This is a genomic window from Flavobacteriales bacterium, assembly GCA_019694795.1.
Classification (GTDB): Bacteria; Bacteroidota; Bacteroidia; order Flavobacteriales_D; family UBA2798; genus UBA2798.
The window spans coordinates 45,721-62,402 of record JAIBBF010000014.1; the positions used below are offsets into that span (position 1 = coordinate 45,721).

Sequence of the window (16,682 nt, forward strand, 5' to 3'; positions counted from 1 at the left end):
ACCCGGTTAATTCAATTTTTCAAATGTAATTAAATATTTAGTACCCCTTTGCGGCTCCGAATCAAGAAGCATTTTACCATCCAGCTGTTCCACCAGGGTCGCCACCAGCTGCAATCCCAGGGTTTCGGTCGACATCGGATCAAAGCCCGGGGGCAATCCGCATCCATTATCTTCCACCCTTAACTGTACCTGCTTGCCCGATTCCACCAGCTCAATGATAATCCTGCCCTTGACACCATCCTTAAAGGCATATTTCAAAGCGTTGGAAACTAGTTCGTTAACTATTAATCCGCAAGGAATAGACTGATCTAAATTCAGTTGGACATCTCCAAGCTGGAAATCAAGTTCGACTAAATCGCCAAATACCTGGTATGAATGTACTAAATTTTTCGACAAGTTATATATGTACTCCGAAAAATTAACGGAGCTGAAGTTCTTGGTCTGATATAGACTTTCGTGGATGAAGGACATGGACTTGATCCGATTCTGGCTTTCACGTAAAATCTGCAACGTACCTTCATCACGAACATAACTCGATTGGAGATTGAGGATACTGGAAATTACCTGCAAGTTGTTTTTCACCCGGTGATGGACTTCCTTAAGTAAAACCTCTTTTTCTTTTAAGGAATCAAGCAAGTCGTTTTCCGCTTTTTTCTTCTCGGTGATATCGTGAGCGAGGCAACTGATTTCTTCAATTTCGCCTGACTCCAGTCGAATAGGGTTGAGGTAGGTTTCAAACCAGCGATCGGAAGAACGTATGCCGAATAAAGGCCCATCCAATTCATGCGCACTACCATGAAATGCAAATTCGAAAGGCGTGGTAATTTTTGCTTTGGTATCATCATCGAGATCACCAGAAAGCGCATCGAAAATATGCATACCAATTTTAACCGGTATCTGAAACAAACTTTGCATGATATCGGCAAAGCTTTTATTGAAAGAGGTAATGGTATAATTACGATCCATTGTCCACATCATCATATTGGATGAGTTTTCGAAAATGGATTTAATTTTTGCGTTTTGTTCCTGAACGATTTTTTCCGCCTCAATAATTTCAGTGATATCCCGCGAAACACCCATGGCACCAATTACACTTCCGCTTGGCGATTTAATTAATGAAGCAGAGATGTACGAAATAAATACCTCGCCGGATTTTCTGCGATTAGAAATTTCACCCGTGTAGGTTCCTTCCTTATCCAGGTAATTTTTTATTGTGATATAGTCCAATTCAGAACTATATAATAAAGAAATATGCTGACCTAAAATTTCTTCTTTATCATACCCGAAACAATTCAATGCTGCGGGATTCATTTGTGTAATTAAATTATTAATGTCCGTAGCGATAATCATATCGATAGAACTACCAATAATACTTTCTGTGTATTGCTGAATTTCCTGTAACCGGCGTTGCGTTTCTTTGTGCTCATTAATTTCGGCTTCCAGCAATTGATTGGTTTGCTCAGCTACCTCTGCACGCAGTTTTTCTTTTTCAAGTTGTAATTCCGCAGAAATATTTATTAAGGTTGTTTGAATAGAAGGTTTCCCCTCGTAAACGATCAATTGAGATTTCGTTTCAATATCGATAACATCGCCAGAAACATTTCTCATTTTAACACGAATAAAAGGTACGCTTTCACCGTTCAAAATTTTCCTTCTGCGTTCATGACTTTCTTCCACATAGTCGGGCATTAGAAAATCATAAATCGAAAATTTACCCATGGTAAAATGATCACGATCTAATCCCACAATTTCAAATGCTTCCTGATTTGCATATTGAACGTATCCATCGGTGTGAATGAAAATACCATATGGAGATCCTTCTACTAATTGCTCATACGAACGTTTACTGTTCAATATTTGTTCTTCATATAATTTTCGTTCAGTAATATCCTCAACCACCGAAACCCTTACTTTACGGCTACCGAAAAACATGTATTTCCCTTTGGTGTCTAACCAAATAATGGAACCATCTTTTTTATAAACACGCAACTCGGTCAACTCATCAGAATCATCCCTTAATACTCTCGCCATTACGGCATGGTCTTCGGGAATAATAAAATCAGCAAGCGATTTACCTAAAACATCTTTGCGACTATCGTAACCTAAAATAGAAACAATCTGATCATTGCAGTCGATGATTTTTCCTTCATCAGAAAAAACAACTCCTTCAATTGCTGAGGAGGCTAATAATTTAAACCGTTCTTCACTATCACGAAGAGCAATCTCTGCTTTCATCCGTTGTGTGATGTCGCGAATTACCACCTGAACAAAAATCTCATTTCCTAATGAGAATGAATTAAGTGAAATTTCAGTATCGAAAAATTTACCGGAGGCATTGTTCATTCTCCAGTAAAAAAACTGTGATTTTCCTTGTTCAGATAACAATAAACGCTGCTTCCACTTTTCTGCAGAAGGCATTCCATCCGGTTGTATATCGGGCGAAAATGAAATCAGTGAATTTCCTACCAATTCAAATTTCGAATATCCGAACATATCAGATGAACGTTCATTACAATCGATAATTACATTGCGTGAAATGATGAAGATGGAGTCGTTCGTAACCTCAAATAAAAGTCTGAATTTTTCTTCATTCTGAGCGAGCGCCTCACTGGTTAATTTTTGTTCAGTAATATCGATTAATGTCCCCATTAACACACCCTCATCGGGCGATAAGGAAACATTTGCAAACAACCACAATTCCGATCCGTCCTTACGCTTTTGCCGCATTTCGTAATTCGACAGCATATTCTCCTTGTTCAAATCGGAAAGATATTTTTCCCTGTCGGCATCCGTAAAATATAAATCCTTACTCGATATACTTAAAATGTCTTCCTTACTATCATAACCAAACATGCGAACAAATGCATCATTACATTCCAGTATTTCTCCATTTAAGCGCGTTCTGAATACACCGGCAAGATTTCGTTCAAACAGGTTTCTGTATTTTTCTTCATTGGCACGAAGGACATCCTCATACTTTTTCTTTTCAGAAACATCCCTTACCACACCGAAATTTTTGTACAATCTTCCCTTCTCATCAAATTGAGGAAACATGGATTCTTCGAGCCATTTATAGGTTTGACTCGATTGATCTAAAAACCGGTAAGTAAAAATTCCGGATGTTTTTTTATCTCTTATTTCCTGTAATTGAATGCGGACATTTTGCAAATCTTCCGGGTGGAAATAATTATTGATTGAACCATCCTGAACTGATTTTATGTATTGCTCACGTGGGATACCTACCAGCTTTTCGATTTGAGGTCCTAAAAAATTAAAATGTTTATTTCCCTTTTCATCAATATCCAGACTATATACCAGTGAATCGATGTTATCAATTACAAGTTCAAGATTTTTCTGAATGGATCTGATGCGTAATTCAGCATCTTTCATTTCAGTAATATCAAAGGCAGTTCCCTCGATATATTCGGCTTCATTTCTTGAGTTGTGAATCAGAGAAACGTTTTCCAGTAACCAGATTTCTTTTCCTGATCTTAATCGAATTTTACTTTCGTGATTATAAAAATGCGGGTTTTGTTTTAATAGCTGAACAAATCTTCCTTTGTCGGTAGAATCGATATATAATTCGGATATGGATTTACCGATAATTTCATTTTTATCGCTAAATCCCATAATACCTGCAAAGGAATTATTGCAATCAATCAGAATATTATCCAGGCTGATTCTGTAAAAACCGGCAAGGTTCCGTTCAATCATCGACCGGTAACGTTCTTCCGATTTTTTCAATGAAATTTCATTGTTTACACGCAATGTAACATCCGATGAAATTCCAATACTCGCTACATGATTACCTTCTTGATCCAGCTTTGGAAATACCTTTTCTTCGATCCATATATAACCATCACTTTTTAAAAAGCGATATATCATAGAAACCGGTACCTTCTTTTCGGATAATATTCTGGAGGCATCAATTACTCCGGGTAAATCTTCCGGATGAATTCGTTCTATAATTCTTCCTGATTTAATTTCCGTGATATATTCATCAACAGATAAACCTAAAATATCATCAATTGTAGCTGAAACATATCTTAATGTTTTAATTCCTTTATCGTCGATAGAAACATTGTAAACCACCTTATCAATCGAATCGAGTAAGGTTAACAAACGATCGCGACTTCCGGATAATTCGTTTTTGTTTTCAATTAAATTACGTAATAAAATAAAGCGTGTATAGTGAATTACAAATCCCACGATACCCATTACAAAAACCAACACAACAATACTTGAAGCATTATTTTCGGGGTTATTAATTATAAACGAAGCAATAACGGAAACAATTAAAAACGAGATGGTATAAAATACAGTAATGCGATGATCCTGAATTGCGACAACGATGGCAATAAAACTCAAAACAAAAGTTAAATAATCTTCTGTATTGTAGCCCGAAGAATACATGTTGGCAAAAGCATAAATGGTAGCTAAATACCCAATGCCAAAAAATATTTCTTTCAGCCTAATTTTAATCTGCTCAAAAAAGAAAGATAGAATCAGAACAGAGGTAAATGAAATAATAACCAGCAGATCTAATACAAAACTTTTTGTTACTCCCTCTGATGGTACAACAAAGGTCAACAAGGGCGCTACGATAGCACCAAACAAAAAATAAATTCGGTAAATTTTATAATGTTCGTCGCTTTGACTAAAACCGAATTCTTTCTTAAGAAATCCGATAAGATTTCTCATTGTTCAACCGCATTAACTTTTAACGGATCCATTTTTTCTTTTCGTTTAATTCCGTCAAATCTCGTTTCTACTCCGTGTTTGTATTCAATGGATAAATGAGGTGTTCCATCTTCATTATAATGATGCCAGGTACCCTCTTTTAATCCCTGTTTAAATTTTCCTTCTAAACGAAGTTGTCCGTTATCATAATAATATTTATGCTTTCCTTCCGCTAATCCGTTTACATATTTCCCGGTAAAAGCAATTTTTCCGTTATCATAAATAAACTCCCAATCACCATCCTTTTCACCATCTATAAATTTACCCTTTTCGGTGTGATCTCCCACATGATAAAACCAATCTCCGGTCCTTTTACCATCTATGAACTCTCCTTGCGTTAAAATGGCTCCTAATGAGTCGTATTCAATACTAACTCCGTCCTCCTTACCATACCTGTAGTTTTCTTCCCGGTGAAGTTTACCGTTGGCATAAAACCAATTCCACATTCCATGTGGTTTACCTTTTACGTATTTACCTTTTTGTTCAATTTTACCATTGCGGTGGTAAAACTTCCATTCATCGGTTTTCATTCCATTTTCATACTTGCCTTCTGCACGTACTTTACCGTCTTTATAGAAATATTTCCAGGGACCAACATAGGACCCGTCGCCATCAACAATTCCTTCTGCTACCAGCGTATCGTTTTCATACATGTACGAATTGATAATCTGTCCCAGTGTATCATATTCACGGAAAACACCATTTTTTAATCCATTGGTATAACCGCCTACGAGACGAATTTTACCTGTGGGATAATATTCAGTTCTGAAATCAATAAAAACAGTCTCTTCAGCATACTCCTGTTTTTGTCCCTCTTCGTACTTCTCAATGACTTTTAAATTCCCTTTTTTATCGTATTCCTTAAAATAACCAACCTGAATACCTCCGCTAAATTCAGCTTCAGTTTTTACGGTTCCGTCGGGATAAAACTCAACCCATTTACCGGTTTTATTTCCATTTTCATCCTTACGATTTATTTTATTTTGAAGTCTTAATCTGCCATCCTGATAATCCTCAATAGCAATAACCACACCCGTAGAATCAAACTCTCTTGCTGCACCTGTAATTACATTATCTGCATAATTTTCGGTGCGCTTTACTTTACCATTCGGGTGATAAACAATTACAGGTCCCTGCTTAATATTGTTCGCATAATTTTCCTCACTTAACAAATTCCCGTTTACATCGTAATTCCGTGTAAGTCCATTTTTCTTTCCTTCTGCGTAATTAATTTCCGTTTGAATAACTCCCTTATCAGAATAAAATTTCCAGGTACTGTCTAACTGATAATTTTTCCGGTTTCCTTCTGTTTTTAATTTTCCTGTTTCATAATAAGTTTTCCAATATCCCTCCGGTTTACCTTCCTTCATGGTACCTTCGCTCGACTTATTTCCATTGGGATAATAAAAAACATTGTATCCATTCGGGTTAACCTGAGCATGCACCAAATCCATTGCAAGAATAAGAAGGAATACAATACACCCTATTATCTTTTTACCCACTCTCATTTTATATATATCTTTTATTTTAATGTTATTCTCTTTTATTACGGTGTTAACACTGTTAATAGTATCTGCGCTAATTTCTTTATTTCGTCACTTATCAATAATTATTCATAGGTTATTAGAACCCAAAAATTTGAATCTTAGCAATATACGTGATTTTTAACACATGGTGTAAAAACTTGGTTTCGGATAAATACTTACTTTTGAATTTACAAAAATGTTGATTCTGATGTTTAGTTGATACTTAAATAATCTCTCAACTTATTGTAAGGAGAATGAATTTAATGTTATACAGGATTGAATCGGGAATTGACAAAACTTATTTTAATAAGATATTAACGGGAAATTCATGTAATTAACAGCATCTATAAGGATAACTAATCAGGTAGTTTATTAACAAAACAGCATACAAATGAAAACAATTGCTATAGGCTGCGATCATGCCGGATTTCAATTAAAAACGAAATTAATTGACCATTTACGGGCGAATGGTTATTCCGTGGAAGACAAAGGAACCTATTCCGAAGAAAGCACAGATTATCCGGATTATGCCCACGCAGTTTCTAAAGCGGTTGAAAATAATGAAGTTGATCTCGGAATTTTACTCTGTGGTAGCGGAAACGGAATCAGCATGGCTGCTAACAAACACCAGGGAATTCGCGCTGCATTATGCTGGATGCCGGAAATTGCAAGTCTTGCCCGTTTACATAATAATGCCAATGTGCTTTCGATCCCCGCAAGGTATGTTAGTGACGAACAAGCGATTGAGATTTTGGATACATTTTTGAATACTTCATTTGAGGGCGGTCGACATGAACGCCGCGTTAACAAGATTGCTTGCAGTTAAGTATGAAAAGCTTATTCACATTTTGTTCATTTCTTTTGTTGATTCATTGTGTAAAAGCACAACAAAAGATTGATAGTACGGCACTTAAATATTCGGCCTTCATTAACAAAGAAGACTTGTCGAAACACCTCCATGTTTTAGCTTCGGATGAATATGAGGGTAGAGAAACAGGTAAAGCGGGACAAAAAAAGGCAGCCGCTTATATTGCTGCTCAATTTAAGGCATTGGGGATTCCGGCTGTAATTGGACAATCCTATTTTCAGTCGTACAACGTAGTGGAGCAAGCCCCAAACGGAGAAATTTCCATTCGCGGAAAATCCTATGAATTTATTCGCGACTTCTATTATTTCCCCGGCTTTAGTGATACGGTGATTAAAAGCAATAAAATTCTGCTCTTAGGTTATGGTATCGATGATCCTATTTATTCAGATTATACAGGGGCAGAAGTAAAAGGAAAAATTCTGCTTTTAATGGATGGTGAGCCAATGGATAAAAAAGGAAAATCCCTGATCACCAAATCCAAAAAATTATCCGTGTGGAGTTCCGATCAAAAGAAAAAAATTCAACTGGCAAAATCGAAAGGTGCAGCAGCAGTGATTGTATTAAAGAATAATTATTCTCTAAATCTCGATTATTACCGACACTATATAGAAAAGCCATCCATGATGCTGGAGATGGATACGGTAGATTCCGATTATAAAGCACAGAAGCGTCGATTACACACGTTTTATTTTAATGAAGATTTAGCTCCTGTTTTTTTAGGCGATAAATCGCTCGCTGCTATTCGTACGCAAATTGCCAAAACTAAAAAGACAGTGCGAATGGAGTTGAATTGCGAGATTGAAATAAAAATTGATCGCGACAATGAAGTGCTGAGCGCAGAAAATGTGCTGGCTTATATTGAAGGTACCGATAAGAAAGATGAGTTGGTTATTATTACTGCACATTACGATCATATCGGCATGGAAGGAGATAAGGTCTTTAACGGAGCAGATGATGATGGTTCCGGAACCGTTGCACTGCTGGAATTGGCAGAAGCTTTTCAAGCGGCAGCAAAGGCAGGAAAGCGACCAAGAAGATCTATTCTGATTATGATGGTGTCGGGTGAGGAAAAAGGATTGCTGGGCTCTTATTATTATTCTGAATATCCCGTTTTCCCATTGGCAAAAACAGTGGTGGATTTAAATATAGATATGATAGGCCGTTTGGATAAGGATCATGAAAACAATCCCAACTATATTTATTTAATCGGATCAAATATTTTGAGCGACGACCTTCACGCGGTGAGTGAAAAGGCCAATGAATTGTATACCGGATTGCAACTGGATTACAAATACAATGACCTGAAAGATCCCAATCGTTTTTACTATCGTTCCGACCACTACAATTTTGCCAAAAAGAATATTCCGGTGATTTTCTACTTTAACGGCGTGCATGAAGACTACCATCAGGCCACGGATGATGTGGAGAAAATAGATTTCCTTAAAATGGAGAAAATTACGCGTCTGGTTTTCTTTACTGCCTGGGAAATTGCGAATCGGGAAGAGCGGATTCAGTTAAAAACGCCCTAAAAAAATTTTAAAAACGGCTTCGCCTTAAGATTTCATCAAAATTTTAAGAATTCTTGGAAAGCTAATCTTTATTCAGCCAAGAGCTTTTCTACAAAGTTTCTGTTCAATTCCGAATAACGGGTAAAATAATCGCCTGTGCCCGGCCCGTAAAACCCGGTGTGTATTTTGCGCACTTTCCCGTTTTTATCGATGAAAATAGAGGTTGGAAAGGACATCACATGATTCAACATTGGGAGTGTTTTTGCAGCTTTTTCTTTACTGGCAGATCCCGCAATAAGAAATTGCCAATTGGCACCCAGGTGATTTTTATGATTGGACACATTTCGAACGGATTCCTCAAAGTTTTCGGAGCGCTCATAACACAGCGAAATAATTTCCAGACCCTGTGCATGGTATTCATTGTAGAGATCTTTTAAAAAGGCGGTTTCGTCCATGCAATTCGGACACCAGGATCCCATTAGTTGAACGATAACCACTTTATTGGTGTAGTTGTCGGAAGGGAAAGAAACCGTTTCGCCTTTAAGATTGGGAAATGCAAAATTTAATCCGCTGTAACCCGGTTTGATGTAGGTTAAAGAGTCAGGATTTGCCAATTCAAATGCTGCATTTCTATTCGCGGTCCAGGGTTCCTGCCAGTGTTTTCCGGAGAAGAATTTTCCGCTTAATTGTTGTTCTGCATTTAAACGCGCATCAAATAAAAAAGCATGGCTGCCATCGAAACAGGAGAGCAACATTCGGTTGCCAAATACATTTCCTTCGAGGAATCGGTAATCACCGGTTTCGGTGAGAAAAGTACCGCTGATGCGATTGTTTTTCTGCTCAAACAATCCAACAGCATCGTATTGATCGTCGGTACCCGGACTAAAAATTACTTTCCATTTTCCATTAAAATCAGCAGGATCTTCGGATAGTGATTCAGGCAAAACAAATCGCTCTTCACTACCGAATTTGGCTGAAACATCAATATGATAATTGCAACAACGCGTGTAATTGTACCAGGCACCTACCAGTGTTCCCTGATCCATGCGTTTTAAACGAAATTCACTATCGAAAATGGGTAACCGGAAAAAAATCGAATCGCCGTTTAGGCTTAATTCCAGACTTTTTATTTTTTCTGTTCCGTTTACAACCTCAGCATAATATTTATTGTTTTCTTCCAGGAGATTAAAACGAAACGGAAGAAAGTCGGTTGCACTTAATTGCATATTCATTTTCCATTCGCCAACCGAAAGAAATTTATCCTTACCGGATACCCCGTGTTTTTCTTCCTGAACCGAAGCAACACCACAAGCCATTAACATGGCCGAAAAAACAAACAGGTAGAGAGATGTAGTACGCATGATGAATAGGCTTCAATATTACCCAGAATTCCTTGACCTTGGGCGTTTCTTTCACTATTTTGCTTACCCAATGCAACCTTTAAATTGGATTTTCAGTCTTTAATTTCGAACGATCCATGAATGATGAACAGCTGATCCGTGAATGTCTCGAAGGCAGGCCGGGAGCCCAAAAAGCTCTTTACGACCGGTTTTCGCGTAAAATGATGGGTGTTTGCTTAAGATACTCAGCAAGTTACGAAGAGGCGCAGGACATCCTTCAGGATGGTTTCGTTAAGGTTTTTGAGAAATTAAAGTCCTTTAACGGTATGGGTTCTTTTGAAGGTTGGGTAAGGCGGATTTTTGTTAATACGGCTTTGGATGCGTATCGGAAGTCGAAACAGGAACGCCAAATGCAGGATATAGATGATGTAGGTTATGCACTTTCATCGGGGCACGACATTGTATCTGATATTTCAGCTGAAGATTTACTTAAAATTCTTCAGAAGATTCCCGCAGGATACCGGATGGTTTTCAATTTATATGTGATTGAAGGATACAGTCACAAAGAAATCGGAGATCAGCTGGGAATTACCGAAAGCACTTCAAAGAGTCAATTTTCGAGAGCTAGAAGTTATCTGATGACTATTCTCGAAAAACAAAACATGATATAAGAACGTGGAAAAGAATACGAACATAGAAGATCTCTTCAGAGATAAATTAAACAGCCTAGAAGCCGATCCGGGTCCTGGTGTTTGGGAGTCGCTGCAGTCGCAAATCGGGCAGTCCTCTACGGTTTCTTCCGTAGCAGGCAGCACGAGTGTTTGGTCAACAAAAGGAATACTTTTGGTTTCCGGAATATCGGTACTTGGTGGCTTAGGACTGGGATATTTCATTTCATCCAATAACAGCGAAGCGGCGAAAGAAAACAATCCTAAAACGGAAACAGTTGCCATTGAAAATACCAATCCGGTAACAGAGAGTAACGAATCGCCGATTACGTTTACCGAAACGGATCATACATCTTCCATCATTTTAGAAACAAAACCCCAAAAACCGGGAGAAAGTCCGCAAAAGGTGAAAATCACGGTTAAAAACGATAATAAAGGGGAATCCATTGCTAATTTTTTCATGACGCCAAGCGCCAAGAAAGAACAGCTGATGCAAAACCCTGCCGTAGTTACAAACGACAAATCTTCCGAAAACAACAAAAGCACTTCTGCTAACCCTATTGCAACCGACACGAAAAAGGAGAATTCAGTTGTACAGGTAAAAGAAGAAAAGCTGGTAGAAAACCACGTGGTTGCTTTGATTAAGGCAAGTACTACGGGTGGACCTGCCCCATTATATGTTGAATTCAGCAATGAATCGTCCGCAGAAAATCTCGAATGGAATTTTGGTGATGGAGAAATCTCTAAAGAAGCTAATCCGCTGCACAAATTCGAAGAGCCCGGTTCATATACCGTATCGGTGGTGGTAAAAGATCAAAAAGGAAACCGGTCAACCGATCAAATTACCATTGTAGTACGCGAAGGATCATCCATTAAAAATCCAAATGTTTTTTCACCGAATGGTGATGGAAGAAATGATTATTTCGAGTTTGAAACCAAAAATATTACAGCGCTAACCGTTCAGGTGATTGAAATAAAATCCGGACGTGTATTGTTTGAAACAGATGATGTAAACTTTAAATGGGATGGTCGCGATAAAAGCGGCACGAAGGTGGATCCGGGGGTTTACATGTACCAGTTCCGGGCCATTGATAAATCCGGTAAAGAATACAAAGGCGCGAGTCAGCTGACCATTAACTATTAATCTACTTGCTATAAAGAAGCCCCGGAGTAATCTTCGGGGTTTTTTGTTTTCATTCTAAATACATTTCCCATTACATTTGGGATAAATTCTATTGTTATGCTTCCTAAAAAAGTTGAATCAGCGCTGAATCAGCAAATCGAAATAGAGGCACAGTCCTCTCAGTTTTACCTGGCCATGGCATCCTGGGCCGAGTGCAATGGATTTCCGGGCGTAGCCGAGTTTTTGTATATGCATTCGGACGAAGAGCGTATGCACATGCTTAAGCTGGTGAAATATGTAAATGAACGTGGTGGACACGCCGTTGTTCCTGCCTTGAGTCAGCCCCCAAAAACATTTAAAGATATCAGCACCATTTTCGAAAAACTGTTATCGCACGAAATCATGGTTTCTTCAGAGATCAACAAAGTGGTGGATGTTTGCTTAAAGGAAAAAGACTACTCCACACACAACTTTATGCAGTGGTATGTTTCTGAACAAATCGAAGAAGAATCGCTGGCCAGAACCATTATGGATAAAATTAAAATGATTGGTTCAGATAAAGGCGGATTATATCTTTTCGACCGCGATATTTTAACCATACGCGCTCAAACTACAGCGAACGCTAAAGGAAATGCCTAAATTTTCCGGTTTTATTTTTTTACTGATTTTTCTACTGTGTTATTCTTTTTCCGAAGCCAACACAGTAGACTCATTGGTGTTAAAACGACATGTTTATCGCCTTACCCACACTAAAAAAGCGAGAAACTATTCCCATCCCGAAGCGCTGGAAGAAGCCTCTTTGTATATCCGCACACAGCTGGATAGCATGGGTCTGAAATGGAGAAAACAGCATTATTACGCCGATTCCGTTTTGTATCACAATGTGGTGGTCACCTATGGTGATACAAGCCTTCCCCGTTTGGTGATTGGCGCGCACTATGATGTATGCATGGATTTACCCGGGGCAGATGATAATGCATCCGGCGTTGCTGGATTGCTGGAGTTGGCGCGATTGTTAAACCATGAAAATCCGGGGTTAAAAAACTGTATAGAAATGGTTTTTTATACACTGGAAGAACCCCCGTATTTCCGAACGGAAAAAATGGGAAGCTATATTCATGCGGCAGATCTTGCTCAGCGAAAAGTGGAGGTTTCCGGAATGATAAGTTTGGAAATGATTGGCTTTTATTCCGAAAAAAAAGGTTCCCAAAATTATCCCGTTTCTCTGATGAAATTATTCTATCCCTCTAAAGGAAATTTTATTGCGGTGGTGGGTAAAAAGGGAATGAAACGGATGGCAAAAAAATTTAAAAAAGGAATCCGGAAGAATGCAGAAATAGGTTCAGAAATGCTGATTGCCCCAGCCAAATTACAAGGGGTTGATTTTTCGGATCATCTTAATTACTGGTTGTTCGGATTTAAGGCGATTATGATTACGGATTCTGCTTTTTTACGCAATAAAAACTACCACCGTAAAACCGATACCTATTTAACCCTCAATTATGGCAAAATGAGTGAGGTGGTGAATGGAATTTTTCATACCTTAAAGAAGAATTTCTAAATTTTGTTTCTACGATTTTTTTTCACCCTGGTGATGCTGGTATGCGCCACATCCATTTGGTCGCAACGCGATAACAAAGGCGTAAGCGATGGGAAAAAAACATTTAATTCTTCCGGTAAAAAGAAACAGCAATCGGTAAAGTCGACCTTTAACGCCAAACCACAAAAGAAGAACAACCCCAAGTCTAAAGATCATTTTTCGGCCGAGCGGAAAAAATCGACCGGCGGCTCTCGTTCGGATCATTTTGTAGCCAGCAAACCTAAAGGGAAAGGGTCCTCTTCCGAAAACGATTTTTTTACTTCAGGAGCGGGCAAAAAGAAATCCGGCAGCGGAGGCGATTTTTTTAAGGCCGATTATTCCAAAAAACCAAGAATGGTAACTTCCGACGCCTTTGTAAGCTCTTCAGGCAAAGGTAAGGGTGGAAATACGGGCGATAGTTTTAAGGGAAGTGGTAAAAAGTCGGGCGATAAATTTAATACGGGCGATTCGTTTACAGGAAAAGGCAAAAAGAAAACCGTAAAAGCCGGAGAAGGCTACGGAAAGCGGAAATTTGTCCTGTTTCAGTCGAAAGAAGACCGGGCCAAGTCCAAAAAGGAGCGAAAAGAGCGAAGAAGTGCCGATTTCCGGTACAATGAGCGGAAACTGGAAAAACAAAAGCGGAAAGACCGCAAGAAGAAGGATGAAAAAGGAGCGCTACCCAATCCTGTGCTGAAACAAAATTACTAGTCCCGATTTTGGCACGGTTTTCGCCTTTTGAGGTTTCGTCCCAATGGAGCGATATTTTATATATATTGCGAAACAATTAAACTGAACACTCAGTACAAAGATGAAGAGGTTGGTTCTGATCCTATTACTCGTACTGCCATCGCTTTCGATGGAGAAGGGCGCATTGGATCCTAAGGACACTCACAAAACAGTAAAAGCTTTGTTTGTGTATCAGTTTGCAACATTGGTGGATTGGCCGAAGGAATTCAAGCAAGGGGATTTCATCATCGGTGTTTTCGGAGATTCTCCGCTCTATGATGAATTGGTTTCGAAATACTCGAATAAATCAGTAGGGAAACAAGCCATTAAAATCAAAACCTTTCCGACTTTTTCAGAAGTAAGTCACTGTCACATTCTCGTTGTTGCTCCCGACCAGAGCGACCGGGTGTCGGAATTATCGAAAAAATTTAAAAGTAAAAGCACACTCATAGTCACCGAAAAAGAAGGGAAACTAAGAGAAGGGGCCGTAATTAACTTTGTTATTAAGGACAACAAACAATCGTACGAACTCAGCAAGTCCAATGCGTCGAAATACAAATTGGTGGTGGGTTCTAAATTAGAAAACCTTGCTGCCCGAGTAGAATAATATTATGAAAAGGATATCCTACATATTGGTGTTTGTGCTCATGACCTTCCTGCAGGCCATGGCTCAGGGTCCTTTCGCTGAAGGTGCGCTGGTTGCGTACCAAAACAACGAATGGGATAAAGCAACCCGTTTAATCGATAGCGCAATTGTATCGCCATCGGAAGCAGGTGATGCCTTTACCTGGCACTTAAGAGGATTTATTTACCGCGATGTCTATAAGCAGGTGGACAAAGAGGACCGTTATTCAAAGGCACGACCCATTGCGATTGAGTCATTCTTTAAATCGAACGAACTGGATAAAAACAACGATTTCACGGCACGCAACAACGGATCTTTAAAAAGCATAATTGTTTCCTATTACAACGATGCGGTTCGTTTAATGGACACTACCAATTATGCTGAATCCGAAAAGTTTTATAACGAGTATAAAAAACAAACGCAACGTTTAACCCCCGGTACCGACTTTACCAAATCGGATGTGGAGTATTACAATGCGCTTGCAACGGTGTTGGTAAAAAAATACAACCGGATGGATAAAGGCTCTGATGAGTTTTTTAATCAAGCCATTCGTGTATACGAAAAAGTAGTTGAACTGGATTCGGCCAACTGTCTTGCACATTACCAGATTGGTATTTTGTACTACAACAAAGGCGTAGAGATTTTATTAAATCTTGATCCTACCACTCCACTGGAAGATATTGTAAAAGCGCAGGAAACCTGTGTGGATTTATTCCTCTTATCGAAACCACACATGTATAAAGCATGGGAGTTACAAAACTGCAAGGATATTAATCCACTCGAAATAGCAGAGGGCCTCAGCGGTATCCATTACCAGTTGAACGAGCCCGACAAGTTTAAGTATTGGGAAGATCTGAAAAAGAAACTTCAGGAAGGACAGGATAAATAAAAATTGATTCGGCCACTCTCATGAAGCTAAGATTTACCATTGGCAGAAGAATTGGACTCGGATTCGGTGTCGTCATTTTCTTCATTGTCCTCATTTTTACACTCACCGTTCGTAACGTGGTTAGTGGTTTGGAAATTTTCGAAGAATCCAAACAACTCAACGAGCGCATTACCCGCATTGAAACTCCTTCGGTAAACCTGGTTATTGAGTTAAGTAATAATATTCAGGAATCGAAAGCCCTTATCACGAAGTGGGCAACAGAACAATCGCGTGAAGATAATCCCGATAAAATGCGATTGATTAGCTTAATGGGAACGGATCTTCCGCGTGTTACGAAGGATATTGACAACATGAAGGATTATTGGCCCAAAGAAGAAGTGGTCATTATTGATACTGTTTTCTCATCGATTAATACCCTTCTGGATTTATACACGCAGGTTCAGGGATTACTTACTTCATTCGAAGACTATGCCGATGCGGAAAAAGCACTTATGGCGCGTTTTCTGGTAGAGACAGACGGAGATATTGATAAGGAAGCTAAAATGATTTTAGTTAACCTGAATCGCCTGAAACGAATGCAGGAATTACGTCTGAAAAATTCGCGTGATGCTCAGGTGGCTTCGAGTGATAAAACAATGAAGTCGTATCAATTCCTCATTTACCTTTTAATATTTACGGGAATTGCGCTGGTTGTGGGTTCATTGTTGATTGCAACGTTTACTTCGCGTTCTATTGTAAAACCGGTTGGTAAACTGAAGGGCATGATTCAGCAAATGGGACGTGGAATCATTCCTAAAGAACAAATGAAATCGAGGGATGATGAGATTGGTGAAATGGCTGTTGCACTGAATAATCTGGTTACCGGTTATCGTCGCACCACCGATTTTTCCCGTCAGGTGGGTATGGGTAATTTTAATTACAATTACGAACCGCTTTCTGATGAAGACGTTTTAGGTCACGCCCTTTTAAAAATGCGTGATGATTTAGCAGAAAACGAACGCATCCTCGAGCAAAAAGTAATTGAGCGTACCGAAGAAGTTGTTCGTCAGAAAGAAGAAATTGAAAAACAACGCCAGAAACTCGAAGAGCT

13 protein-coding genes are annotated in these 16,682 nt (G+C 38.9%); 10 read left to right on the top strand and 3 right to left on the bottom strand.

From position 1 onward, the window contains the following. Nucleotides 1–6 precede the first annotated feature (6 nt). On the bottom strand, nt 7–4,701 hold the full coding sequence (locus K1X56_06630; protein MBX7094380.1) for a PAS domain S-box protein: 4,695 nt from the start codon (nt 4,699–4,701) through the stop codon (nt 7–9). After that, a complete protein-coding gene (locus K1X56_06635) occupies nt 4,698–6,242 on the bottom strand; it encodes a hypothetical protein (GenBank protein ID MBX7094381.1) in 1,545 nt (514 codons plus the stop codon). The genes K1X56_06630 and K1X56_06635 overlap by 4 nt, the downstream gene beginning before the upstream one ends. Nucleotides 6,243–6,657: 415 nt before the next feature. On the opposite strand from K1X56_06635, the gene rpiB reads away from it, so the two are divergent. Next, a complete protein-coding gene (rpiB, locus tag K1X56_06640; GenBank protein MBX7094382.1) occupies nt 6,658–7,092 on the top strand; it encodes a ribose 5-phosphate isomerase B in 435 nt (144 codons plus the stop codon). A 2-nt stretch (nt 7,093–7,094) separates the two neighbouring features. Next, nucleotides 7,095–8,663: a M28 family peptidase gene (locus K1X56_06645; protein ID MBX7094383.1), complete on the top strand. Its 1,569-nt coding sequence runs from the start codon at nt 7,095–7,097 to the stop codon at nt 8,661–8,663. A gap of 68 nt (nt 8,664–8,731) precedes the next feature. Here K1X56_06645 and K1X56_06650 read toward each other — a convergent pair whose 3' ends face one another. After that, nucleotides 8,732–10,003, bottom strand: coding sequence for a TlpA family protein disulfide reductase (locus K1X56_06650; protein MBX7094384.1), 1,272 nt, complete (start codon nt 10,001–10,003; stop codon nt 8,732–8,734). Nucleotides 10,004–10,119: 116 nt separating this feature from the next. Between K1X56_06650 and K1X56_06655 the strand changes: the two genes are divergently transcribed. The 8 genes from K1X56_06655 to K1X56_06690 all read left to right on the top strand — a co-directional run. Beyond that, complete coding sequence (locus K1X56_06655; protein ID MBX7094385.1) at nt 10,120–10,653, top strand: sigma-70 family RNA polymerase sigma factor; 534 nt, start codon at nt 10,120–10,122, stop codon at nt 10,651–10,653. A gap of 4 nt (nt 10,654–10,657) precedes the next feature. Continuing rightward, a complete protein-coding gene (locus tag K1X56_06660; GenBank protein ID MBX7094386.1) occupies nt 10,658–11,794 on the top strand; it encodes a gliding motility-associated C-terminal domain-containing protein in 1,137 nt (378 codons plus the stop codon). 96 nt (nt 11,795–11,890) lie between these two features. After that, nucleotides 11,891–12,412: a ferritin gene (locus K1X56_06665; GenBank protein ID MBX7094387.1), complete on the top strand. Its 522-nt coding sequence runs from the start codon at nt 11,891–11,893 to the stop codon at nt 12,410–12,412. After that, nucleotides 12,405–13,334, top strand: coding sequence for a M28 family peptidase (locus tag K1X56_06670; GenBank protein MBX7094388.1), 930 nt, complete (start codon nt 12,405–12,407; stop codon nt 13,332–13,334). Before K1X56_06665 ends, K1X56_06670 begins: the two co-directional genes overlap by 8 nt. A gap of 3 nt (nt 13,335–13,337) precedes the next feature. After that, the gene (locus K1X56_06675) at nt 13,338–14,060 is read left to right on the top strand and encodes a hypothetical protein (protein MBX7094389.1); all 723 of its coding nucleotides are present in this window, start codon (nt 13,338–13,340) and stop codon (nt 14,058–14,060) included. Between the two features lie 100 nt (nt 14,061–14,160). Further along, nucleotides 14,161–14,685, top strand: coding sequence for a YfiR family protein (locus K1X56_06680; GenBank protein ID MBX7094390.1), 525 nt, complete (start codon nt 14,161–14,163; stop codon nt 14,683–14,685). Between the two features lie 4 nt (nt 14,686–14,689). Beyond that, entirely contained in the window at nt 14,690–15,592 is a 903-nt protein-coding gene (locus tag K1X56_06685) for a tetratricopeptide repeat protein (GenBank protein MBX7094391.1), read from the top strand. Nucleotides 15,593–15,612: 20 nt separating this feature from the next. Next, nucleotides 15,613–16,682 (top strand): HAMP domain-containing protein (locus K1X56_06690; protein ID MBX7094392.1); only part of this gene is annotated, 1,070 nt, incomplete at its 3' end.

Excerpts from the sequence above, each read along its gene's own strand:
- K1X56_06630 (MBX7094380.1), bottom strand. The coding sequence starts at position 4,701 with ATGAGAAATCTTATCGGATTTCTTAAGAAAGAATTCGGTTTTAGTCAA.
- rpiB (MBX7094382.1), top strand. The coding sequence starts at position 6,658 with ATGAAAACAATTGCTATAGGCTGCGATCATGCCGGATTTCAATTAAAA.
- K1X56_06645 (MBX7094383.1), top strand. The coding sequence starts at position 7,095 with ATGAAAAGCTTATTCACATTTTGTTCATTTCTTTTGTTGATTCATTGT.
- K1X56_06650 (MBX7094384.1), bottom strand. The coding sequence starts at position 10,003 with ATGCGTACTACATCTCTCTACCTGTTTGTTTTTTCGGCCATGTTAATG.
- K1X56_06655 (MBX7094385.1), top strand. The coding sequence starts at position 10,120 with ATGAATGATGAACAGCTGATCCGTGAATGTCTCGAAGGCAGGCCGGGA.
- K1X56_06665 (MBX7094387.1), top strand. The coding sequence starts at position 11,891 with ATGCTTCCTAAAAAAGTTGAATCAGCGCTGAATCAGCAAATCGAAATA.
- K1X56_06670 (MBX7094388.1), top strand. The coding sequence starts at position 12,405 with ATGCCTAAATTTTCCGGTTTTATTTTTTTACTGATTTTTCTACTGTGT.
- K1X56_06680 (MBX7094390.1), top strand. The coding sequence starts at position 14,161 with ATGAAGAGGTTGGTTCTGATCCTATTACTCGTACTGCCATCGCTTTCG.
- K1X56_06685 (MBX7094391.1), top strand. The coding sequence starts at position 14,690 with ATGAAAAGGATATCCTACATATTGGTGTTTGTGCTCATGACCTTCCTG.